At 65.4% G+C, this 20,457-nt stretch carries 20 protein-coding genes; 14 read left to right on the top strand and 6 right to left on the bottom strand.

The genetic code is table 11. The features are described from left to right. Nucleotides 1-1,965 (top strand): class I tRNA ligase family protein (locus VGQ94_09820; GenBank protein HEV2022810.1); only part of this gene is annotated, 1,965 nt, incomplete at its 5' end. A gap of 29 nt (nt 1,966-1,994) precedes the next feature. Here VGQ94_09820 and VGQ94_09825 read toward each other — a convergent pair. Next, nucleotides 1,995-3,023, bottom strand: coding sequence for a VWA domain-containing protein (locus tag VGQ94_09825; protein HEV2022811.1), 1,029 nt, complete (start codon nt 3,021-3,023; stop codon nt 1,995-1,997). Further along, nucleotides 3,007-4,068 (bottom strand): VWA domain-containing protein, encoded by a 1,062-nt coding sequence (locus VGQ94_09830; protein HEV2022812.1) that lies wholly within the window; start codon nt 4,066-4,068, stop codon nt 3,007-3,009. The genes VGQ94_09825 and VGQ94_09830 overlap by 17 nt, the downstream gene beginning before the upstream one ends. A gap of 138 nt (nt 4,069-4,206) precedes the next feature. Here VGQ94_09830 and VGQ94_09835 point away from each other — a divergent pair, with 138 nt between their 5' ends. The 8 genes from VGQ94_09835 to VGQ94_09870 all read left to right on the top strand — a co-directional run bounded on the left by VGQ94_09835 (nt 4,207) and on the right by VGQ94_09870 (nt 12,026). Further along, nucleotides 4,207-5,502, top strand: a complete 1,296-nt coding sequence (locus VGQ94_09835; protein HEV2022813.1) for a DUF1015 domain-containing protein — start codon at nt 4,207-4,209, stop codon at nt 5,500-5,502. After that, nucleotides 5,492-6,952: an N-acetylmuramoyl-L-alanine amidase gene (locus VGQ94_09840; protein ID HEV2022814.1), complete on the top strand. Its 1,461-nt coding sequence runs from the start codon at nt 5,492-5,494 to the stop codon at nt 6,950-6,952. The genes VGQ94_09835 and VGQ94_09840 overlap by 11 nt, the downstream gene beginning before the upstream one ends. Continuing rightward, complete coding sequence (locus VGQ94_09845) at nt 6,949-7,539, top strand: GerMN domain-containing protein (protein ID HEV2022815.1); 591 nt, start codon at nt 6,949-6,951, stop codon at nt 7,537-7,539. Before VGQ94_09840 ends, VGQ94_09845 begins: the two co-directional genes overlap by 4 nt. Further along, complete coding sequence (murI, locus tag VGQ94_09850; protein HEV2022816.1) at nt 7,536-8,393, top strand: glutamate racemase; 858 nt, start codon at nt 7,536-7,538, stop codon at nt 8,391-8,393. The genes VGQ94_09845 and murI overlap by 4 nt, the downstream gene beginning before the upstream one ends. A gap of 72 nt (nt 8,394-8,465) precedes the next feature. Next, nucleotides 8,466-9,203, top strand: a complete 738-nt coding sequence (rph, locus tag VGQ94_09855) for a ribonuclease PH (GenBank protein ID HEV2022817.1) — start codon at nt 8,466-8,468, stop codon at nt 9,201-9,203. Between the two features lie 139 nt (nt 9,204-9,342). Further along, nucleotides 9,343-10,353, top strand: coding sequence for a tagatose 1,6-diphosphate aldolase (locus VGQ94_09860; protein ID HEV2022818.1), 1,011 nt, complete (start codon nt 9,343-9,345; stop codon nt 10,351-10,353). 134 nt (nt 10,354-10,487) lie between these two features. Continuing rightward, nucleotides 10,488-10,991, top strand: a complete 504-nt coding sequence (locus VGQ94_09865) for a cupin domain-containing protein (GenBank protein HEV2022819.1) — start codon at nt 10,488-10,490, stop codon at nt 10,989-10,991. Between the two features lie 144 nt (nt 10,992-11,135). Then, nucleotides 11,136-12,026, top strand: coding sequence for an MBL fold metallo-hydrolase (locus VGQ94_09870; GenBank protein HEV2022820.1), 891 nt, complete (start codon nt 11,136-11,138; stop codon nt 12,024-12,026). A gap of 30 nt (nt 12,027-12,056) precedes the next feature. Here VGQ94_09870 and guaA read toward each other — a convergent pair whose 3' ends face one another. Then, a complete protein-coding gene (guaA, locus tag VGQ94_09875; GenBank protein HEV2022821.1) occupies nt 12,057-13,610 on the bottom strand; it encodes a glutamine-hydrolyzing GMP synthase in 1,554 nt (517 codons plus the stop codon). Nucleotides 13,611-13,658: 48 nt separating this feature from the next. Then, nucleotides 13,659-14,639, bottom strand: a complete 981-nt coding sequence (locus VGQ94_09880) for a hypothetical protein (protein HEV2022822.1) — start codon at nt 14,637-14,639, stop codon at nt 13,659-13,661. An 84-nt stretch (nt 14,640-14,723) separates the two neighbouring features. Here VGQ94_09880 and cysK point away from each other — a divergent pair, with 84 nt between their 5' ends. Next, nucleotides 14,724-15,671, top strand: coding sequence for a cysteine synthase A (gene cysK / locus VGQ94_09885; GenBank protein HEV2022823.1), 948 nt, complete (start codon nt 14,724-14,726; stop codon nt 15,669-15,671). Nucleotides 15,672-15,715: 44 nt separating this feature from the next. Continuing rightward, nucleotides 15,716-16,867, top strand: a complete 1,152-nt coding sequence (locus VGQ94_09890; protein ID HEV2022824.1) for a PLP-dependent aspartate aminotransferase family protein — start codon at nt 15,716-15,718, stop codon at nt 16,865-16,867. A gap of 7 nt (nt 16,868-16,874) precedes the next feature. On the opposite strand, the gene cutA is transcribed toward VGQ94_09890, so the two are convergent. Continuing rightward, nucleotides 16,875-17,192: a divalent-cation tolerance protein CutA gene (gene cutA / locus VGQ94_09895; protein ID HEV2022825.1), complete on the bottom strand. Its 318-nt coding sequence runs from the start codon at nt 17,190-17,192 to the stop codon at nt 16,875-16,877. 98 nt (nt 17,193-17,290) lie between these two features. Here cutA and VGQ94_09900 point away from each other — a divergent pair, with 98 nt between their 5' ends. From VGQ94_09900 to VGQ94_09910, 3 genes are all read left to right on the top strand, one after another. Then, the gene (locus tag VGQ94_09900; protein HEV2022826.1) at nt 17,291-18,697 is read left to right on the top strand and encodes a phosphoglucomutase/phosphomannomutase family protein; all 1,407 of its coding nucleotides are present in this window, start codon (nt 17,291-17,293) and stop codon (nt 18,695-18,697) included. Between the two features lie 25 nt (nt 18,698-18,722). After that, nucleotides 18,723-19,082 (top strand): septum formation initiator family protein, encoded by a 360-nt coding sequence (locus VGQ94_09905; protein ID HEV2022827.1) that lies wholly within the window; start codon nt 18,723-18,725, stop codon nt 19,080-19,082. 187 nt (nt 19,083-19,269) lie between these two features. Next, nucleotides 19,270-19,614, top strand: coding sequence for a hypothetical protein (locus tag VGQ94_09910; protein ID HEV2022828.1), 345 nt, complete (start codon nt 19,270-19,272; stop codon nt 19,612-19,614). A 59-nt stretch (nt 19,615-19,673) separates the two neighbouring features. On the opposite strand, the gene VGQ94_09915 is transcribed toward VGQ94_09910, so the two are convergent. Next, nucleotides 19,674-20,444, bottom strand: a complete 771-nt coding sequence (locus VGQ94_09915) for a thiazole synthase (GenBank protein HEV2022829.1) — start codon at nt 20,442-20,444, stop codon at nt 19,674-19,676. Nucleotides 20,445-20,457 lie beyond the last annotated feature (13 nt).

Below are 20,457 nucleotides of genomic sequence, written 5' to 3' on the forward strand. Positions count from 1 at the left end.
GAGCAGCGCGAACTGGAGCAGTGGTTCCTGCGCACCACGCAGTATGCCGAGGAGCTGCTTTCGGGCATCGAGAAGCTCCCGGGCTGGCCGGAGAAGGTGCGCGTGATGCAGCGCAACTGGATCGGGCGCAGCGAAGGCGCCACCGTGGAGTTCCAGCTTGAGGGCGCGGCCGGGCCCGCGGGCTCGGCCATCCCCGTCTTCACCACTCGGATCGACACCATCTTCGGCGCCACCTCGGTACAACTCGCGCCCGAGCATCCCCTGGTCGCCGAGCTCACCGCGAAGGACGCGAAGTTACGCGCCGAGGTCCAGAAGCTGGTCGAAGAGCAGCGCAAGGCGCGCGATGAGGGCGACGTCGGCTTGGTGGAAAAGCACGGCGTCGCCACCGGCCGCTTTGCCCTCAATCCCTTCAACGGCGAGCGCGTGCCGGTCTGGGTGGCGAACTACGTGGTGATGGAGTACGGCACCGGCGCCATCATGTCCGTCCCGGCGCACGACGAGCGCGACTACGACTTCGCCAAAAAGTACGGCCTGGAGATTCGCGCCGTCATCCAGCCGCGCGGCCCTGAGGCCGAGAAGGGCGACGCACAGGGGCTGCCCTATACCTCCATGGACAGCGTGCTGGTGAACTCGGGCGAGTTCACCGAACTCGCGAACTCCGACGCCATCGCGCGCATGACGCAACGCGCCGAGCAGAAGGGATTCGGCAAGGCAACCGTCACCTATCGCCTGAAGGACTGGGGCATCAGCCGCCAGCGTTACTGGGGCACGCCCATTCCCATGCTCTATTGTGCGAAGTGCGGCATCGTGCCCGTCCCGGAGAAAGACCTGCCGGTCGTTCTCCCGGAAAACGTCGAGATCACGCTCGAGGGCGGCTCGCCCCTGGCGCGGCTGAAAGATTGGGTGAACACGAAGTGTCCGAAATGCGGCGGTTCAGCCCGCCGCGAGACCGACACCATGGACACCTTCGTGGACTCCTCCTGGTACTTCTACCGCTACACCAGCGCGCAGAACGCCTCGGCGGCTTTCGATCCTGCTGCCGTCGCTTACTGGTTTCCCATCGACCAGTACATCGGCGGGGTCGAGCACGCCATCCTGCACCTCATCTATTCGCGCTTCTGGACCAAGGTCATGCGCGACATGGGCCTGGTGAAGGACTCCGAGCCAGTGGAGCGCCTGTTCACCCAGGGGATGGTGATCAAGGGCGGGGCCAAGATGTCGAAGAACCTGGGCAACGTGGTCTCGCCCGACGACATGATCGCCCGCTACGGCGCCGACGCCACCCGCATGTACTGCCTCTTCGCTTCGCCACCGGAACGCGACCTGGATTGGCAGGAGGCTGGCGTCGAGGGCATCAGCCGCTTCCTCAGCCGGGCGTACCGGTTCGTGATGAAGCATGGACATGTAGATACGGGCGACACCGCTCGTGCCGGTGCGAGCGAGCCGGCTGCGCCTTCACCCACAGCTCGCGCCCTGGAGCGCAAGCTCCACCAGACCATCAAGCGGGTGAGCCGCGACTTCGAGGGCCGCTGGCACTTCAATACCTCCATCGCCGCCATCATGGAGCTGGTGAACGATCTCTACGGCGCCGAGGAGCAGATTGCCACGGGCGGCGTCCCGCCCGACCGGCTGCGCGAGATCCAGCGCACACTGGTGCTTCTGCTGGCGCCCTTCGCGCCCTACTTGGCGCACGAGCTCTGGGAAGTCCTGGGAGAGAACTCGAATCTGCTGCGCGCGCCCTGGCCCCAGTTCGCCCCCGCCCTGACCAAAGAGGAAGAGGTCGAGATCGCGGTGCAGGTGAACGGCAAGCTGCGCACCCGGCTCACAGTCCCGGCCGAAAGCTCGGAGGAAGCCCTGCGTCAGCTCGCGCTCGCGGATGAGAAAGTCCGGGCTTCGCTTGACGGTAAGCAGGTGGTAAAGGCCATCGTGGTACCGGGCAAGCTGGTCAACATCGTAGTCAAGTAGCGCCGCAACCACCGGTATGGCGCCGGGCGCTACCTCGGATCTGGCTGCTTCTCCGCGCGCTGTTGCGTCGCGTAATACCCGCTGCGCGTCCGCACGTGAAGGTTCTTGTAGCCTTTGGATTGGGCCACCACCCGCACGCTGCGGTATCCGCCGCCCTGCTGCGGGTTGGCGGGCTTGTAGCCGATGGTGTACTGGTTGCGGATGTCATGGGCCACGGCCTGCGAGACGGTATCCACCTCGTCGAGGTTTTTGGGGAAGAAGGCGATGCCGCCGGTCTGCTCGGCCAGTACCTGGAGCGCTCGCTTGGCCCGCCGCACCTTCTCTCCTCCCAGCTGGATGCCGATGGCATAAATGGTGGGTCCACCGTTCAATGCCACCTTCCCCACGGCCTGCTCCAGCGGGTCACGGCTGCGGTTGTCCTCGCCATCCGTCACCACCAGCAGCACCTTCTTATCCAGCTTCGCGCTCGTCTTGAGGTGGTCCGCGGAGGCGATGAGGGCGTCATAGAGCGCCGTGCCGCCTCGCGACTCGATCTTCTCCAGCGCCTCCTGCAGCTTGACGATGCTGGAGGTGAAGTCCTGGTCCAGGAAATACTCGTCGGCAAAATTGACGATAAATACCTGGTCCTGGGGATTGCTGGCGCGTACCAGGTTCAGCGCCGCCTGGTTCACCGCGGCGCGCGACCGGCTCATCGAGCCGGAGTTATCGATCACGATCCCCATGGCGACCGGGATGTCCTCCCGCCGGAAGGAGGTGATCTGCTGCGGCTGGCCGTCCTCGTACACCGTGAAGGCGCTGCGGTCGAGATTGGTCACCAGGCGCTGCTTCTCGTCCACCACCGTGGCGTGCAGCACCACCTCCTGCACTTCCTTCTTGATCTTGTAGACGCCGCCCTCGCCCGGCTCCAGCTCCTGGCCCGAGGACTGCTTGCCGCCCGCCGCCGGCGGCGGAGCCTGTCCGGCAGGCTGCTGTGTCGGAGGGTTTTGTCCGCCCAGGAAAGCGGCGCAGAAGATCAGAAGGAAAAGCAGGGAGAGACTGGGCCTACTCCGAGGGGGCATAGTATCCGGTCTTCGCGTAGACATGGAGTGGCGGCAATCCCTTGGGGGGAATAAGTTTCACTCTGATTTTACGCCACTTGCCGTCGCGCGTGCCGTTGGTGGGACGGTAGCCGATCACGTACTGGTTGCGCAGCTCGATGCCGATTTTGGTGGCCACGTCGGCCAGCTCGTTGACATTGTAGATGGGGAAGGCCCGTCCGCCGGTAGTCTCCGTGATCTCGTTGAGCAGGTTGGGCCCGTAGGATTCCTCGGGTGTGGGCGGGTTGAGGTCGTAGATGCCGATGGCGTACAGCTGGATATCGGCTTCTCTCACCACGTTCTTGATCTCGCCGTCGGTGTAGCGGCTGCGGTTGTCCCCGCCGTCGGAGATGATCAGCAGCGCTTTCTTGCTGTGCTCGGCCTGGCGCATCTTGCTGATGCCCAGGTAGATCGCGTCCAGCAGCGCCGTGCGTCCCTTGGGCACCGTGTACACCATCTGGCCCTGGATCTCCTCCACCGACTTGGTGAAATCCGCCAGCAGCTCCGGTTTGTCGGCGAAGGTGACCATGAAGAACTCGTCCTGCGGGTTGGCGGTCTTGAAGAATTCCACCACCGCCTCCCGCGACTTCTCGATTTTGTTGCTCATGCTGCCGCTCATGTCAAAGATCACCCCCAGGGAGACGGGAGCGTCCTCGCTCGAGAAGTGCTTGATGTACTGCGGCACGTTGCCTTCCATGACCGTGAAGTTCTCCTTCTCCAGCCCGGTGACCAGGCGGTTCATGGGGTCGGTGATGGTGACGTTCACCAGCACCAGGTCCACCTCCACTTGTATGGGCTTGGTGTGGGTCTTGAGCGATGGGTCGCCGGTAGCGCCGGGAAGGGGCGCGGTCGGCTTGGGGCGCGGCGTGATGTGCACGTCCTGTTCGCCGCCCTGGGCCCATAGGATCGGCAGCGCAGCGAGAAAAACAGCGGCAACGAGGCAGGAGGCGGTTCGAGGCAGGCGAAGGCGTCCTGAGCCGGGCTGGGGGCTGGCGAAGTCGCTCACGCGACTGCCTGCGGGGGTCATAGGAGCCTCTAACTCCGCCGATTGTATCACAGCCCTTGCGCTCCCCGCCCGCTCCCAGGGGCCCACTCTGCCCTTCCCCAACGAGGGGGGGCCGGCGTTGGCCGGCGTCTTGTTACAATTCAAGGGCTCTGCTTTTTCATGGCGGAAATCTCTCCCTTTCGGGCACTGCGCTACGACCCCGCCGCGGCGCCGCTGGCGGAGCTGCTCACCCAGCCCTACGACAAGATCACTCCCCAGATGCAGGAGCGCTATTACGCCTCCAGCCCCTACAACTTTGTCCGGCTGGTGCTGGGAAAGCGGCAGGAGGGCGACGACGAGACCTCGAACGCCTACACTCGCGCGGCCGACTCCTATTGCGAGTGGCGGCGGCAGGGCATCCTGCGCGCCGACCCGGAGCCGGCTTTCTACGCCTATTCCCAACGTTTCCCAATGCCCGGCGCAAACGGCGAGCGCGAGCGCACCGGCTTCATCGCGCTGGTGCAGCTGGAGGACTACCAGAGCGGTGTCATCTGCCGCCACGAGCGCACCCTCTCCGCTCCCAAGGCAGACCGCCTGAAGCTGCTGCAGGCGACCGCGGCGCAGTTCGAGCCCCTCTTCCTGCTCTACAGCGACCCGCAGCGGGAACTGGAGCCGCGTTTGAACACCGAGCGCCCGCCGGAGGCCGAAGTCCGGGACGAATACGGCGCGCTGCACCGCCTGTCGAAGGTGTCCAATAGGGAAGAGATCGAGTTCATCCGCGACAAGATGGCGGAGAAAAAGTTGCTCATCGCCGACGGCCACCACCGCTACGAGACTGCGCTCGAGTATCGCAATCTCATGCGGCAGCGGGCAGGCGGCGCCGCCAGCGATGCGGCATCGGAGCGCGTGATGGTTGCGCTCTTCCCCATGGAGAGCGAAGGGCTGGTGATTCTGCCCACGCATCGCGTGGTCTCCGGCCTCGAGAACTTTCACGCCGAGGAATTGGTGCGCGGCGCGCAGGAGTACTTCGAAGTGAATGCCGCGGGAACGCAGATGGAGGCACGACAGGTGGTCGCACTGCTCCAGGCCGCCGGCAAGGAAGGTCCGGCCCTTGCCGCGGTCACTTCGGGCGGAGTTTTCCTGCTGCGGGCGCGCGCCGGCGCCGCGGACAGATTGCTCGGCGACGTCTCCCCCCGGCAGCGCGGACTCGATGTCGTGCTGCTGCACCGGATCCTCCTCGAACACGTGCTCGGCGTCTCGGAGAAGGCCGTGCGCGAGGAGCGCCACCTTGCCTACCTGCGCGACGCCGCCGAAGCCATGGCCCGGGTGCAGGCCGGCGCCAACGTCGGTTTTCTGATGAATCCGGCGCGCATCGAGCAGGTGCGCGACGTCGCATTCGCCGGCGAAGTCTTGCCGCAGAAGTCCACGGACTTCTATCCCAAGCTGCTCAGCGGGCTGACCATTTATGCGCATTAACCGCGCGCTTCCGAAGCCTCGCCTCGCCGGCCTGGTGCTGGCGCTGGCCGTCCTCTGGCTGGGAGGAGACGTGTCGCGATCGCTCGAAGAGAGGCGCGTTTCCGTCTATGCGCCGCAGACCAGCTACCGTCTGGGAGTGGTCGAGCGCGAGCGCAAAGAGTACGTCGGGCTGCTCGATCTGCTCGAGCCGCTGGGTAAGGCCTCGGCCTCGAGCGACGGCCGCGAGTGGACCGTTCGCTGGAACGGTGTAGAAGCCCGCTTCACCGAAGGCAAGACCAAGGGCAAGATCGGCGGCAATAAGGTCGAGCTCTCGGCGCCGCTGGTGGTGGAGAGCGGACGGCCGCTCGTGCCGCTCCACTCCCTCGCCACGTTGCTCTCCCGCTTCCTGGATACGCGCGTGGACGTCCACGAATCCGCCCGCCGCGTCTTCATCGGCAACACCGGGGCGCGCTTCACCGCCGAACTGAAGAAGACGGAACCTCCGGCGCTGGTCCTCAATTTCTCCATGCCGGTCAGCCCCGCCATCAGCACCGAAGGCGGCAGGCTGAAGATGGTCTTCGCGCGCGACCCGGTGGTCTCCGGCGCCGAGAACTTCAGCTTCGACGACAAGACCATCTCCTCGCTGGCCTACGACGAATCGAGCGGCATCGCCGAACTGACCGTCTCCGGCGGCGCGCCGCTCCTGGCCAGCTTCTCGAACGGCGGGCGGACCATCACCGTGAGTGTCGCCCCGACCCAGGCAGCGCGCGCCCAGGCTCCGCCACCGGCTTCGTCCGTGGAGCCGGCCGCGCCTCCCTTGCCGGTGACCGCAGCTACGCCGTCGGGGCAGGCAAAAACGGCGCCGGCGGAGTTCCCGCGCTCGCGCTACCTGGTGTTGGTGGACGCGAGCCACGGCGGCAACGACCGCGGAGCCGAATTGGGCAACGACATCGCCGAAAAGGACGTCACTCTGGCCTTCGCGCGCCGCATCCGCGCCGAACTGCAGAACCGCGGCATCACCGCGGTGATGGTGCGCGACGCCGACACCGCTCTCGCCCTGCAGCAGCGCGCCGAGATGGCCAACGCCTCGCACGCCGCCCTCTTTCTTACTATCCACGCCGGCACCATGGGCTCCGGCGTACGGGTTTACAGCTCGATGCTGCAGCCCTCCGCCGAGGGTAGCATGGTCTTCCTGCCCTGGGAGACGGCACAGGCCCGCTACGCGAACTCCAGCCACGCGGTGGCCGACGGCATCACGCTGCAGTTGGGACGCCGGCGCATCCCCGCCGAGTCTCTGGAAGCGCCCGTGCGCCCGCTGAACAACATCGCCGCTGCGGCTGTGGCCATCGAGGTGAACGTCCCGGCCACCGACGCGCGCGCCTTCCACTCCCCCAACCTCCAGCTCGCCGTAGCCGGCGCCGTGGCCGACGCGGTGCTCGCCGCCCGCGCCCGCTTGGAGGGAGCTCAATGATTCCCCGCCACGCGCAGATCACCATCGTCCTTTTGCTGGTTGGGGCGTGCGTCCTGGGCTTCTACGTCCTCAACGAGAAGCGCAAGGCGGAAGAGCAGCGGCGCCGTGTCGCCGACACCCGTCCGGTGACCCCACCCGTGGCCGGCACTCCCGAGCGTGTGGTGCTGGTCATCGCCTACGATGACGAAGGTGTGCTGCGTCGGCGCGAGGCCACCGTGGTCCTGCCCGAGGACCGGGCCCTGCGCGCGCGTGAGGTCCTGCGCGCCCTGCTGAACGAATACGTGAAGAAGCCGTCACCCCACCCCCTGGCCGAAGGCTCGGATATCAAGGACGTGTATCTCTTCCAGGGCAACCTCGCCGTCATCGATACCACCGCCGCCTTCGCCGACGCTCACCGCTCCGGCATCTTCGTGGAGTCGCTGACCATCGTCTCCCTGGTCGACACGCTGGCCGCCAATGACAACGGCATCACCCGGGTCAAGATCCTGGTCGAGGGCAAGGAGCGTGAGACCCTGGCGGGCCACGCCGACCTCATGTCGTTCTACGATGTGGCCACCGTGCACGAGCTGGCGAAGGAGATGCATTGAGCCCGCGTCCCGCCATCGGCGTATTCGACTCCGGCGTGGGTGGCCTAACCGTGCTCAAGGAGCTGGTGGCGCTCGTCCCGGCGGCGGACTACCTCTACTTCGGCGACACCGCGCGGCTCCCCTACGGATCGAAGTCGGTGGAGACGGTGGCGCGCTACGCCATCTCCGCCGCCCGCTTTCTGGAGGACAAGAAGATCGAGCTGCTGGTGGTCGCCTGCAACACCGCCAGCGCGCTCGCGCTCCAGGAAATCACCGCTGCGGTGCGCGTGCCGGTCATCGGTGTCATCGAGCCGGGCGCGGACGCTGCCGCCGCCGCCAGCCGCACCCGCAAGGCCGTGGTCATCGGCACGGAAGGAACCGTCTCCAGCCACGCCTACCAGCGGGCGCTCGCCGCTCGAGGCATCGAGGCCCGCGAGCAGGCCTGCCCGCTCTTCGTCCCCCTGGTCGAGGAGGGCTGGACCGACCATCCCGTCACCGAGCAAGTCGCGCATATCTATTTGGACGCACTCTTCAAGAACGGCCCGGCGAGCGCGGACGTGATGGTGCTGGGCTGCACTCACTATCCGCTGCTCAAGCCGCTGCTGCGCCGCTTGGCCCCGCCTTCGGTGACGATTGTGGATTCCGCCGAGTCCACCGCCCAAGCGGTGGCGCGTAGCGCCGCCGTCTCGGCGGCAGTCGCGGGAGCGTCCTCGCTCCCACCCCGCGGGCAAGATGCCCGCGCCACAGCCGGCGGGACGCCGGCGCTACGCTTCTTCTCCACCGACTCGGTGGAAAAATTCCGCCGCCTGGGCGAACGCTTCCTCGGGCATCCGGTCGAGGACGTCGCCCGCGTGGACCTCGACCGCCTGCCGTAGAGACGGCCGTCAGGCCGTCTCCTGCGGACTTGTTTCAAGTTTCAAGCTTCAGGCTTAGAATCGTTGCTTCCCATGGTTTACCGAAGCGACAATCGCGCCCCCGAGCAGATGCGTCCGGTGAAAATCACGCCAGACTATCTCGCCACCGCCGAGGGCTCGGCGCTCATCGAGCTCGGCAACACGCGCGTCATCTGCACCGCGTCGGTGGACGAGGGCGTGCCCAACTTCCTGCGCGGCCGGGGCAAAGGATGGATCACTTGCGAGTACGGGATGCTCCCGCGCTCCACCCTGACCCGCACCCCGCGCGAATCCAGCCGCGGCCGCGTCGGCGGACGCACCCACGAGATCCAGCGGCTCATCGGGCGCTCGCTGCGCGCCATCACCGACCTGGCCCGCCTGGGAGAGCGCACCCTGTGGATCGACTGCGACGTCCTCCAAGCCGACGGCGGCACCCGCACCGCTTCCATCACCGGGGCCTTCGTCGCCCTGGGCCTGGCCATGCAGAAGCTGGTGGACGCGGGCACGCTCTCCGCCGCGCCCATCCGCGACTACGTGGCCGCCACCAGCGTGGGCGTGGTGGACGGCGAGGTCCTGCTTGACCTCAGCTATGAGGAAGACTCCCGCGCCGAGGTGGACCTGAACTTCGTCATGACCGGCGGCAAGCGCTTCGTAGAACTGCAGGCCACCGCCGAGCAGCGTCCCTTCGACGACGCCCAGCTCAAGAAGATGATGGACTTGGCGCGCAAGGGTATCGAGTCGCTGGTCGCTAAGCAGCAAGCCGTCCTCAATAAGCTGACTTTAAGGCAGTAGCTGAACCGCGGAGTCATGGAGTCATGGAGTCGCGGAGAGAGCGGACTCTAGGTTCCTTGATTCATTGCGAACTCCTCTGTGTCTCCGTGCCTCCGTGGTGAGGTAGAATTCTCCCCGCAATCCTCATCAGGAGGTTCCCATGAAGCTCACCCCTGGAAAACTCGCCGGCATGAAAGCGGTTTCGAACGAGCGCGGGGTCATCGCCGCCGCCGCCATGGACCAGCGCGGCTCGCTGCAGAAGGCGCTGGCCAAGGAGAAGGGCGGCGACATTTCCGACGCCATGATGGAGGAGTTCAAGTCGCTGGTCACGGAAGTCCTGACCAAGCACGCCTCGGCCATTCTGCTCGACCCGGAGTGGGGCTTGCCCGCCTCCAAGCGCCGCTCCAAGAACGCCGGGCTGCTGCTCGCCTATGAGAAGACCGGCTACGACAAGACCGGTCCCGGCCGCCTGCCTGACCTGCTGGACCACTGGTCCGTACGCCGCCTGAAGGAAGCCGGCGCCGACTGCATCAAGATCCTGCTCTACTACACGCCCTTCGATCCCAAGGACGTCAACGACCGCAAGCACGCCTGGGTGGAGCGCCTGGGCGACGAGTGCCGCGCCAACGATATCCCCTTCTTCCTCGAGTTCGTCACCTATGAGGAAGGCGTGGACGAGAAGAACCTCGACTTCGCCAAGAAGAAGCCGCAGGCGGTCATCGCCGCGATGAAGCAGTTCACCCAGGAGCGCTATGGCGTGGACGTGATGAAGGTCGAGGTGCCCATCAACATGAAGTTCGTCGAGGGTACCAAGGTCTACGGCGGCCAGAAAGCCTACAGCAAGCAGGAAGCGATCCAGTTCTTCCGGGAAGCCGCCGCGGTCTCGACCAAGCCCTTCATCTATCTCTCCGCCGGCGTCTCCAACGCCGAATTCACCGAGGCGCTGGAGCTGGCCGCCGAATCGGGCGTCAAGTTCGCCGGCGTGCTCTGTGGCCGCGCCACCTGGAAAGACGGCATCCCCGTGTACGGCAAGCAAGGCGCCGATGCCTTTCGCAAATGGCTGGAGACCGAGGGCGTGAAGAACATCTCCAACGTCAACGATCGCCTCAAGGCCGCCACGCCCTGGTACGAGATCTACGGGGTGAAGGAAGCGGCGGTAGTCGGAGCGTAGCTCAACGCGGAGGCGCGGAGTAAACTTGTGTGGATTGTCATCCCGCGCGGAGCCTGCCACGTCGGGCGCAGCGAGGGATTTTTCATTTGAGAAAGTTGAACGGGGCCAAGCGCCCCAAAATCAGGAGGTAAGCCATGAGGAGATTCATTCCCTGGATTCTGGTACTGATTTGCGCCGTAGCTCTGGCGCAACCCGCAAGCAAACCAACCGCCGCCACGCCGGCCGCGAAACCAGCTGCAGAAGACCACAAGGCCTGGGCTCCGGCCGAATTGCAGTGGGGACCGGCGCCGGACATCCTGCCCGCTGGCGCTCAATTGGCGGTGCTGGAGGGCAACCCCTCCAAGCCGGGCGAGTTCACCATGCGCCTGAAGATGCCCAACGGCTACAAGATTCCGCCGCACTCCCATCCGCGCATGGAACACGTCACGCTCATCTCCGGCAGCTTCCGCGTCGGCATGGGCGACAAGTTCGACGAGGCGAAGATGGTAGGCGTACCCGTCGGCACTTTCATCTGGATCAAGCCTGGCAGCCACCACTTCGCCATGGCTAAAGGTGAGACCGTCATCCAGCTCCACGGCAACGGGCCCTGGGTGTTGACCTACGTGAATGCTCAGGACGACCCGCGGAAGAAGAAGTGAGGCCGTCGGGTAATCTGGCGATCGGGTGATTTGGCGATCGAGTGATTCAGTGATTTTGTCATCCCGAGCGAGCCCGAAGAAGCCCGCCGTGCGGCGAGCGACCAAGGGCGAGTCGAGGGACCTCTATAGCCACCAAACCGCTCCGTGAAACACTGCCTGATTTGCGCCCTTCTTCTCGCCCTCTTCGCCCCCGCCCAGGAGCCGCCGAAGAATCCCGCGCCGCCGCCCATGCAGGTCATCCTGCTGGGCACAGGCTTCCCGCGTCCTGACCCGGAGCGCGCCGGGCCGTCCACGGCGGTCGTGGTCGGCGACAAGGTCTTCATCGTGGACGCCGGACGCGTGGTCCTGCGCCTGGCCGCCACCGAATTCAAGCTCAAGCAGGTGCAGGCCGTCTTCCTCACCCACCTGCACTCCGACCACACCTCCGGTCTGCCCGACCTCTTCACCAGCACCTGGATCTTCGGCCGCAAGACGCCGCTCGAACTCTACGGTCCCAAGGGCACAAAGGCCGCCGCCAAGGCGCTGCTGGAATACTTCAAGGAAGACATTCACATCCGCCGCGATCTCACTGAGATACAGCCCGCTGAGGGCGCTAAAATAAACGTCCACGAGATCCGCGAAGGAGTGGTCTATCAGGACGCGGACGTCACCATCACCGCCTTCGCTGTGGACCACCACCCGGTCGAGCCCGCCTTCGGCTACCGCTTCGATTCGCGCGGCAGGAGCATCGTCATCTCCGGCGACACCCGCCCCAGCGAGAACCTCATCCGCCACGCTGCGGGTGTGGACGTGCTCGTCCACGAGGTCTATCTGCCCGAGTACCTCGACAAGGTGGATACCCCGGAGATCGCCGCCCGGCTAAAGCACTACCACACGAGCCCTGAGGAGGTCGGAGACGTTGCGCAGAGGGCCGGCGTGAAGCTGCTGGTGCTGACTCACCTCGTCCCCGGCAACGAGGACAAGGCGATTGTCGAACGCGTCAGCAAGCGCTTCAATGGAAAGGTTGTAGCAGGGAAGGACTTGATGCGGTTCTAGATCACCCGATCGCCAGCTCGCCCGATTCTCCTACTCCCACTCAATCGTTGACGGCGGCTTCGAGCTCACGTCGTACACCACGCGGTTGATACCCTTGATCTCGTTTACGATCCGCGAGGATATGCGCTTCAACACCTCCCAGGGCAGCTCGACCACGTCGGCGGTCATGCCGTCTTCGGAGTGCACGGCACGGATGGCGCAGGTGTACGCATACGTTCGCTGGTCGCCCATCACGCCCACCGACATCACAGGCAGCAGCACCGCGAACGATTGCCACACTTTGTTATAGAGGCCCGCGTTCTTGATCTCGGTCACCACGATGTCGTCGGCCTCCTGCAGCAGCTGGATGCGCTCCGGCGTGACCTCGCCCAGGATGCGGACGGCTAGCCCCGGCCCGGGGAAGGGCTGGCGCTGGAGGATTTCGTCCGGCAGACCAAGATCTTTCCCGATGCGCCGGACTTCATCTTTGAACAAATCTTTGAGCGGCTCGATAAGCTTAAGCTTCATCTCCGCCGGAAGCCCGCCGACGTTGTGGTGCGTCTTGATAGTCTGTGACGGCCCGCGCACCGAACGCGACTCGATGACGTCGGGATAGAGCGTGCCCTGCACCAGCCACTCGACCTTCGCAGACGGCAGCTTCTCCACCGCCTCCTCGAACACCGCGATGAACTCCCCGCCGATGATGCGCCGCTTCTGCTCCGGGTCGGTCACGCCCGCCAGCTTCTTCAGGAAACGTTCGCTCGCATCCACTGCGACCAGGTTGACCCCCAACTGGCGCAGCTTGTCCTGAACCTTCTGGAACTCGTTCTTCCTGAGCACGCCGTTGTTGACGAAGACGCAGGTCAGCCGCGAGCCACCATCTTTTTGCTTTAAAGCCGTATGCACCAGCGTTGCCGCCACCGCCGAATCCACCCCGCCGGAAAGCGCGCAGATGGCCCGCCCCTCGCCCACCGTCTTGCGGACATCGGCAATGGTGGCGTCAATGAACTGCTGCGCCGTCCAGTCGGGCTTGGCGTTGCAGATGCCAAAGACGAAGTTCTTCAGCAGATCGGTGCCGCGCTTGGTGTGGTGGACCTCGGGGTGGAAGGCGATGGCCCACATCTTTCGGCTGGGATCTTCGAACGCGGCCAGCCCGCCGTCCGATTTCCCCATCACCGTGAATCCCGCCGGCGGCTCCAGCACCTCGTCGCCGTGCGACATCCAGACTTGAAGCGTTCGCGGTAGGTCCTGGAACAGGCGCGAATCGTCGAGCACCTCGACCTGGGCGTGGCCGTACTCGCGCTTGGTGGCGGGGCGCACCTTGCCGCCCAGCTTGTAGGCCATGTATTGGAATCCGTAGCAGATGCCGAGCACGGGCAGGCCCAGCGCCAGCACCCGCTCGTCGGCGGGCGGAGCGTCGGCGTCATAGACCGACGACGGCCCGCCGGAGAGAATAATGCCCGCCGGCGCGTAGCTCTTTACTTCGTCGAGCGTCGCGGTGCAGGGAAGGACGACCGAGAAAACATTCTGTTCGCGGATGCGTCGGGCGATGAGCTGGGTGTACTGGGAGCCGAAGTCGAGGATGACGATGGAGCGGGCGTCCACATCCCACTTTCTCAGAAAAACCGGTAATTGGCAACAAGCAGTTCGCGATCAGCTGCTGGCCGGTCCTGCCACCTCGCCCGAGCCGGGTGCACTCGCCGCGGGCGAAACCGGGGCGGCTACGGGAGCCGGCTGCGGGTTGCTTGCCCGCTCTGGCTCCGCGATCGCCAGATAGCTGGCCAGCCGCGCGACATAGAGCAGGTCGGCGGCGGCAAAGTAGGCCAGCGTGATTACCACAAACAACATGGTCGTGAGCTGCCAGGGCCACTCCGCAATGAAGGCCAGCGGGACCAGCGAGACCACGGTGGCCACACCGATCAAGAAGAGTTTGATCAGGCCGTAGAGCGTGCTGACTGAGGTGAAGTCGCCGCCGCGCCGCCGCACCAGGTGCACCGCGTCGGCCACCGCGCCCAGGGCGCCGCGGTTGTCGCGCACCACGAAGATGGGCGCCAGCGAGAAGTACCAGTTCAGCGTGGACCAGGAGAGGCTCACCAGGAACAGCAATCCCAGGAAGACGACGTTGAACAGCAGGACGCTGGGCTCGTCACCGATGCTGGCGGCAAGCCCGGCCAGGATGGCGGAGCCCACCATGGCCAACACTCCAAGCAGGCTCACGGCCACGCGCAGGAAGTTCACTCCCACCAGCGACCACAGGTCGTGGCGCCGGGTGAAGGAAGCGGGAGCATCCCGGAGCAGGGCGCGCAGGGTGGCGGCGCGGCCGGCGGAAGCCGCCAGGATCCACAGCGCCGAAACCGCCGGGGTCACGATGAGCGTCAGCCGGAGCAGCCGCGGCCCGGAACCTTCGAAGATGTGGAGGATCGCATCCGCCATCAACTGCGGGATGCGGGAGCGCAGAGCGAGCAGGTCGCCATCGGTCACCGTGATGCTGGCGAGGAAGCGCAGCACGGCTACGGTCACCAGCGCTCCGGCGGCTGCGCCGAAGCTCCAGCGCCACGCGATCTCCGCCGCGATCACCGCCGGGCGGCGAAAGGTGGAGGAAAAGCCAGCTCGTACTAGCCCACTACGCGTCATCCCGCCGCTAGCATATCAAGTCACAAGGCGCTGTGCGCGAAGCGATTGACGGTTTTCCCGCCGCTCCCGTAGTCTGTACTCAGAATGAAAACCGCCGAAGCTGCCCACCTGCGAGTCGCCGACGACATCACCCAACTGGTAGGCGACACTCCCATGCTGCGCCTGCGGCGCGTGGTTCCGGCGGGCGCTGCCGAAGTCTTCGCCAAGCTCGAATACATGAACCCCGGCGGCAGCGTGAAGGACCGCGCCGCCATCGGCATGATCCGCCGCGCCGAGGAGGAGGGAAGGCTCCAGCCCGGGGCCACCCTCATCGAGGCCACCGCCGGCAATACCGGCATCGGCCTGGCGCTCATCGGCGTGAACCGCGGCTATCGCGTCATATTCTGCGTGCCGGAGCGCTTCTCCGAGGAAAAGGTCAAGGTGATGCGGGCCTTGGGCGCCGAGGTCATCCGCACCGTGGACGTCGAGGGCATGCGGGGCGCCATCGCCCGCGCCAAGGAGATTGCCGCCTCCATCCCCGGATCGTTCATGTGCTCGCAGTTCGAAAATCCCGCCAACCCCGACTACCACTACGAAACCACCGGCCGCGAGATTTTCGAGCAGATGCAGGGACGCATGGACGCCGTGGTCCTCGGCGTGGGCACCGGCGGCACGTTCTCCGGTGTGGCGCGGTTCTTGAAGGAGCGCCTGCCACACCTGCTGGCGGTGGCGGTCGAGACTCAGGGCTCGGTCCTGGGTGGCGGACCCCCGGGCGAGCACAAGGTGGAGGGCATCGGCTCCAGCTTCATCCCCAAGACCTACGACGCCCGCGTTTCGGACGAGATCCTTATGGTCAACGACCTCGAGGCCTTCGGCATGGTGAAGCAGCTCGCCGCCCAGGAGGGCGTGCTCGCCGGCTCCAGCGGCGGCGCCAGCGTGTATGCCGCTGTGCAAATCGCCAAGCGGCTGGGAGCAGGGAAGCGCGTGGTCACCATGATCCCGGACTCTGCCGAGCGGTACTTGTCGAAGAACATCTTCGAGGGCGGGGTGTAGCCGGAACTTTTGCAGCGGCGCGTTTTCCCTTACATCGAATCCATATGAAAAAGAACCCCGGCTTCGCCACTCGCGCCATCCACTCCGGCCAGGAGCCCGACCCTTCCACCGGCGCCGTCACCGTTCCCATCTTTGCCACCTCCACCTTCGTGCAGCAGGGCATCGGGAAGCACAAGGGCTACGAGTACGCCCGGGTCTCGAATCCGACACGGACCCGCCTGGAGCAGAACCTGGCGGCGCTCGAGGGCGGACGCTCGGCGCACGTCTTCGCCAGCGGCATGGCGGCGATTAACGCCATGTGCACAACGCTAAAGGGTGGCGACCACCTCATCTGCTCGCACAACGTCTATGGCGGCGTCCCCCGGCTGTTCAACCAGATCCTCGCCAACTACGGCCTGCAGTTCTCCTACGTGGACACTTCCCAGGCGAGTGCCGTGGAGCGCGCCCTGCGTCCCAACACCCGCATCGTCTATGTGGAGACGCCCACCAACCCGCTGATGTCGGTGAGCGACATCAGCGCCATCAGCCGCATCTGCCGCCGCCGCAAGGTGGAGCTGGTGGTGGACAACACCTTCATGTCGCCCTATTTCCAGCAGCCCATCGCCCTGGGCGCGGACATGGTCATTCACTCGACCACCAAATTCCTCAACGGCCATAGCGACGGACTGGGCGGCGTCATCGTCTGCACCCGCAAGGACCAGGCGGAAAAGTTCGCCTTCATCCAGAAGGCGGCGGGGGCGATCCTCTCGCCCTTCGAGTGCTGGCTGGTGCTGCGCGGAGTGAAGACTCTGGCCGTGCGCATGGAGAAGCATGATGAGAACGGCCGCGCCGTCGCCGCCTTCCTCAACCGCCATCGCAAGGTGAAAGCGGTCTTCTATCCCGGGCTGCGCGCGCATCCCCAGCACGCGCTGGCCCGGCGGCAGATGTCGGGCTTCGGCTCCATGATCAGCTTTGAGACCGGCTCGCTGGCGAACGCCAAGCGCATGCTCGCCCGGGTGCGCGTGTGCTCGCTGGGCGAATCGCTGGGCGGAGTCGAGACCCTGATTTCCCATCCCGCCACCATGACTCACGCCGCGCTGGGCAAGGCAGGCAGGAAGGCCATCGGCATCACCGACGGCATGGTGCGCATCTCGGTGGGCATCGAGGAGCTGGACGACATCCTCGCCGATCTCGACCAGGCGCTGCGGGCGATCTAGCCCACGTTCATTCCACCGATTTCCCGATCCACTCCAGATACTTGGGCAGGCCATCTTCGATGGAGAGTTGAATGCACTCCGGCAGCTCGTAGGAGTGCAGCAGGCGAATCAGGTCGCGGACGCGCTCGTAGGCGGCCGCCGTGGTCTTGATGACCAGCAGAAACTCCTCGCTGGTCTCCACCGCGCCCTGCCAGCGGTACACGGATTCGATGGGCCCCACGATGTTCACGCAGGCGGCGAGCTTGCGCTCCACCAGCGAGCGCGCGATCTTCTGCGCCTCTTCCCGCGAGCCGGCGGTCGAGAGGATGATTTTCTTGTCGGTCATATAAAATCAGCACTCAGCATTCAGCACGCAGCAATCAGCAAGAATCTAGCACCAAAAGGCGCTGAATGCTGCCTACTGATTGGTGACTGCTTAGTTTTGTGATCGTCCAGATCAAATTCGGTACCTCTGGCTGGCGCGCGGTCCTGTGCGAAGAGTTCACCTTCGCCAACGTGCGCCGTGCCGCCACCGGAATCGCGCGTTACGTGAGCTCGCAGAAGCCTGCCGGAGCGCGCCTCATCGTCGGCCGCGATCCACGCTTCCTGGGCGAGACCTTCGTCTCCCTGGCCGCGGAGATCCTGAGCGCCCACGGCATCGCGCCGCTGGTGGTTTCGGACCCAGCGCCTACCCCGGCCATCTCCTTCGAGGTGCGCCGCCTCCAGACCGACGGCGCCATCAACATCACCGCCTCCCACAATCCTCCCGAGTACAACGGCATCAAGTTCTCGACGCCGGACGGCGCGCCCGCTCTCCCCGAGGTCACGAAAAAGATTGAAGCGGAGACCGTGGCGGGCGACCAGCAGCCCTCGGCCGCAGCCACCCGCGCCACGCCGCACGAACAGATCGACGTCAAACCGGCGTACCTGGCGCGGCTGAAAGAGATTGTGGATCTCGCCGCCATCCGCAAGGCGGGGTTGAAGGTGGCCTGCGATCCGATGTGGGGCGCGGCCGTCGGCTACACCGACTCGCTGCTCGAAGAGGCCGGTGTGCCCGTGGCTGCTGTCCACAGCTATCGCGACGTGCTCTTCGGCGGCCACGCGCCCGAACCCGACGACCCCCTACTCGGCGACCTGCGCCAGAAGATGCGCGAGACCGGAGCCGGCATAGGCATCGCCACCGACGGCGACGCTGACCGCTTCGGCATCGTGGACCAGGACGGCACCTTCCTCCACCCCAACTACGTCGTCGCGCTGCTCTTCGATTATCTGGTCGAGACCCGCGGCTGGAAAAACGGCGTGGCCAAGTCGGTCTCCACCACCAACCTCATCAACGCGCTCGCCCAGCACCACGGCGTGGAGCTGTACGAGACCCCGGTGGGCTTCAAGTACATCGGCGAGCTCATCCAGCAGGACAAGATCGCCATCGGCGGCGAGGAGAGCGCCGGACTCTCCATCCGACACCACGTCCCAGAGAAGGACGGCGTGCTCGCCGGCCTGCTCTGCTGTGAGATGGTGGCCCGCCGCGGGACCTCCCTGGGGCAACAATTGAAGGCGTTATTTGCCGAAGTTGGTTCCTTTTACCCCATGCGCGAGAACTTCCGCTTGACGCCGGAGGTGAAAGAGATGTTCACTAGTAAGTTAACAAGGGAACCGCGGGAGTTTTGCGGGAGGCGCGTGAGCCAGGTAGTGCGCATCGACGGGCTGAAGCTGGTGCTGGAGGACGGTTCCTGGGTGTGCTACCGGCTTTCGGGGACGGAGCCGGTGGTCCGGGTCTACTCCGAAGCCCGCTCGCCCGAGGACCTGGCCCAGCTCAGCGCCGCGGCCCGGGGGTGGATCTTTGGCTCCTAAGCGGCAGGCTCCGGTGAAGGCGATCGTGGACCTCGTCCACCAGACTACCGACTGGTTCTATCGCTCCCGTCGCAAGCTGGCGACGGCGGGCGTGGCCCTGCTGGCCTGCCTGCTGGCCGTGCATGTGGTCGCCGGTCCCAACGGCCTCTTCACCTATCAGCAGAAGCGCGCCGAGTACCGCAAGCTGGAGAAGGAAGTCCAGCAGCTCCAGGTGGAGAATGAGCGGATGGCGACGCGGATCGAATCGCTGAAGAGCGATCCCAATGCTATTGAGAAGGAAGCGCGAGAGCAACTGCGCTACGCGCGTCCCGGCGAAGTCGTTTATACCCTGCCCAACCAGCCCCAGAAGAGCTCTTCGCCCGCTGCGGCCGAGAAGAAGCAGTAGCTCTCACATTCCCGCCTGCCTTCCACCGGTTGGAGCCATCCCCATCTCCGGACTTGCATCTGCATGGTGGAAGCTGTAAAAAGATAGCCCGCCCCAAACCGGGCGCCGGGTTGGAAAGTACTAAAGACCGCGGCGGCAATCCCGCCGACATTAAATCTCAACTGCGGATGAGAGGAGAAGCAACGGTATGAAGAAGCTTTTTGTGGTTCTGCTGGTGATGTCGCTCGCCCTGTTTGTGGTGGGGGCTGGTGCCAGTGACAAGGGCAAGACCAGCAACATCAACGGGTGGGTCAGCGAGACCGGCTGCGCCACCAAACACGCAGCTGCTGGAGGCGAGGCCTGCGTCAAGAAGTGCATCGAAAAAGGCGCGAAGATGGCATTCGTCTCGGATGCCGACAGGAGCGTCTGGATGGTGGAGAACCCCGATGCGCTGGCCGGGCACGAAGGCCATCACGTCACCATCGCGGCGCACGTGGACGCCAAAGCCAAGTCCGTGCACGTGGCAAGCGTCACCATGATGGCAGAGAAGTAACGACCTGCCGGAAACCAGGACGGGCGGCGGCTGCCGCCCGTTTCTCTGTGGAGCGAGGGTTATTTCACCACGCCTTCGAGCGGGGAGCTGGCGGTGGCGTAGAGCTTCCTGGGCATGCGTCCGGCCAGATAGGCGGCGCGCCCGGCCAGCACGGCGTGCTGCATGGCCTCCGCCATCAGCACCGGGTCGTCGGCGTGGGCGATGCCGGAGTTCATCAGCACCGCGTCCGCCCCCAGCTCCATGGCGATGGCGGCGTCCGACGCCGTGCCTACTCCCGCGTCCACGATCAGCGGCACGCCCGTGATCATCTCCCGCAGGATGCGCAGGTTGGCTGCGTTCTGGATGCCCAGGCCGCTCCCGATGGGCGCTCCCAGCGGCATGATGGCGCTCGCGCCCGCCTCCAGCAGCCGCTTCGCAACCACCACGTCGTCCGAGGTATAGGGCAGCACCGTGAACCCTTCTTTCACCAGCACCTTGGTCGCTTCCACCGTGGCCAGCACGTCGGGGTAAAGCGTGCGCTCGTCGCCGATGACCTCGACCTTCACCCAGTCGGAGAGCCCCACCTCGCGCCCCAGGCGGGCGGTGCGGATGGCGTCGTCGGCGGTGTAACAGCCGGCGGTGTTGGGCAGCAGAAAGTAGCGCTTGGGGTCGATGAAGTCGAGCAGCGAGTCGCGCGAACGGTCCAGGTTCACCCGCCGGACGGCGACGGTGACCATTTCGGCGCCCGAGGCTTCCAGCGCCCGCGCCGTCTCCTGCCCGGACTTGTACTTGCCCGTGCCCACGATTAGCCGCGAGCGGAAGGTCTTGCCCGCGATTACGAAGGAGTCCATGGGGATATTGTAA

Source organism: Terriglobales bacterium (assembly GCA_035937135.1).
Lineage (GTDB): Bacteria > Acidobacteriota > Terriglobia > Terriglobales > Acidobacteriaceae > DASYVL01.

What these genes read in the sequence shown, in the direction of transcription:
- VGQ94_09825 (HEV2022811.1), bottom strand. Translation starts at nt 3,023, where the DNA reads ATGCCCCCTCGGAGTAGGCCCAGTCTCTCCCTGCTTTTCCTTCTGATC.
- VGQ94_09830 (HEV2022812.1), bottom strand. Translation starts at nt 4,068, where the DNA reads ATGACCCCCGCAGGCAGTCGCGTGAGCGACTTCGCCAGCCCCCAGCCC.
- VGQ94_09835 (HEV2022813.1), top strand. Translation starts at nt 4,207, where the DNA reads ATGGCGGAAATCTCTCCCTTTCGGGCACTGCGCTACGACCCCGCCGCG.
- VGQ94_09840 (HEV2022814.1), top strand. Translation starts at nt 5,492, where the DNA reads ATGCGCATTAACCGCGCGCTTCCGAAGCCTCGCCTCGCCGGCCTGGTG.
- VGQ94_09845 (HEV2022815.1), top strand. Translation starts at nt 6,949, where the DNA reads ATGATTCCCCGCCACGCGCAGATCACCATCGTCCTTTTGCTGGTTGGG.
- rph (HEV2022817.1), top strand. Translation starts at nt 8,466, where the DNA reads ATGGTTTACCGAAGCGACAATCGCGCCCCCGAGCAGATGCGTCCGGTG.
- VGQ94_09860 (HEV2022818.1), top strand. Translation starts at nt 9,343, where the DNA reads ATGAAGCTCACCCCTGGAAAACTCGCCGGCATGAAAGCGGTTTCGAAC.
- VGQ94_09865 (HEV2022819.1), top strand. Translation starts at nt 10,488, where the DNA reads ATGAGGAGATTCATTCCCTGGATTCTGGTACTGATTTGCGCCGTAGCT.
- VGQ94_09880 (HEV2022822.1), bottom strand. Translation starts at nt 14,639, where the DNA reads ATGACGCGTAGTGGGCTAGTACGAGCTGGCTTTTCCTCCACCTTTCGC.
- cysK (HEV2022823.1), top strand. Translation starts at nt 14,724, where the DNA reads ATGAAAACCGCCGAAGCTGCCCACCTGCGAGTCGCCGACGACATCACC.
- VGQ94_09890 (HEV2022824.1), top strand. Translation starts at nt 15,716, where the DNA reads ATGAAAAAGAACCCCGGCTTCGCCACTCGCGCCATCCACTCCGGCCAG.
- cutA (HEV2022825.1), bottom strand. Translation starts at nt 17,192, where the DNA reads ATGACCGACAAGAAAATCATCCTCTCGACCGCCGGCTCGCGGGAAGAG.
- VGQ94_09910 (HEV2022828.1), top strand. Translation starts at nt 19,270, where the DNA reads ATGAAGAAGCTTTTTGTGGTTCTGCTGGTGATGTCGCTCGCCCTGTTT.
- VGQ94_09915 (HEV2022829.1), bottom strand. Translation starts at nt 20,444, where the DNA reads ATGGACTCCTTCGTAATCGCGGGCAAGACCTTCCGCTCGCGGCTAATC.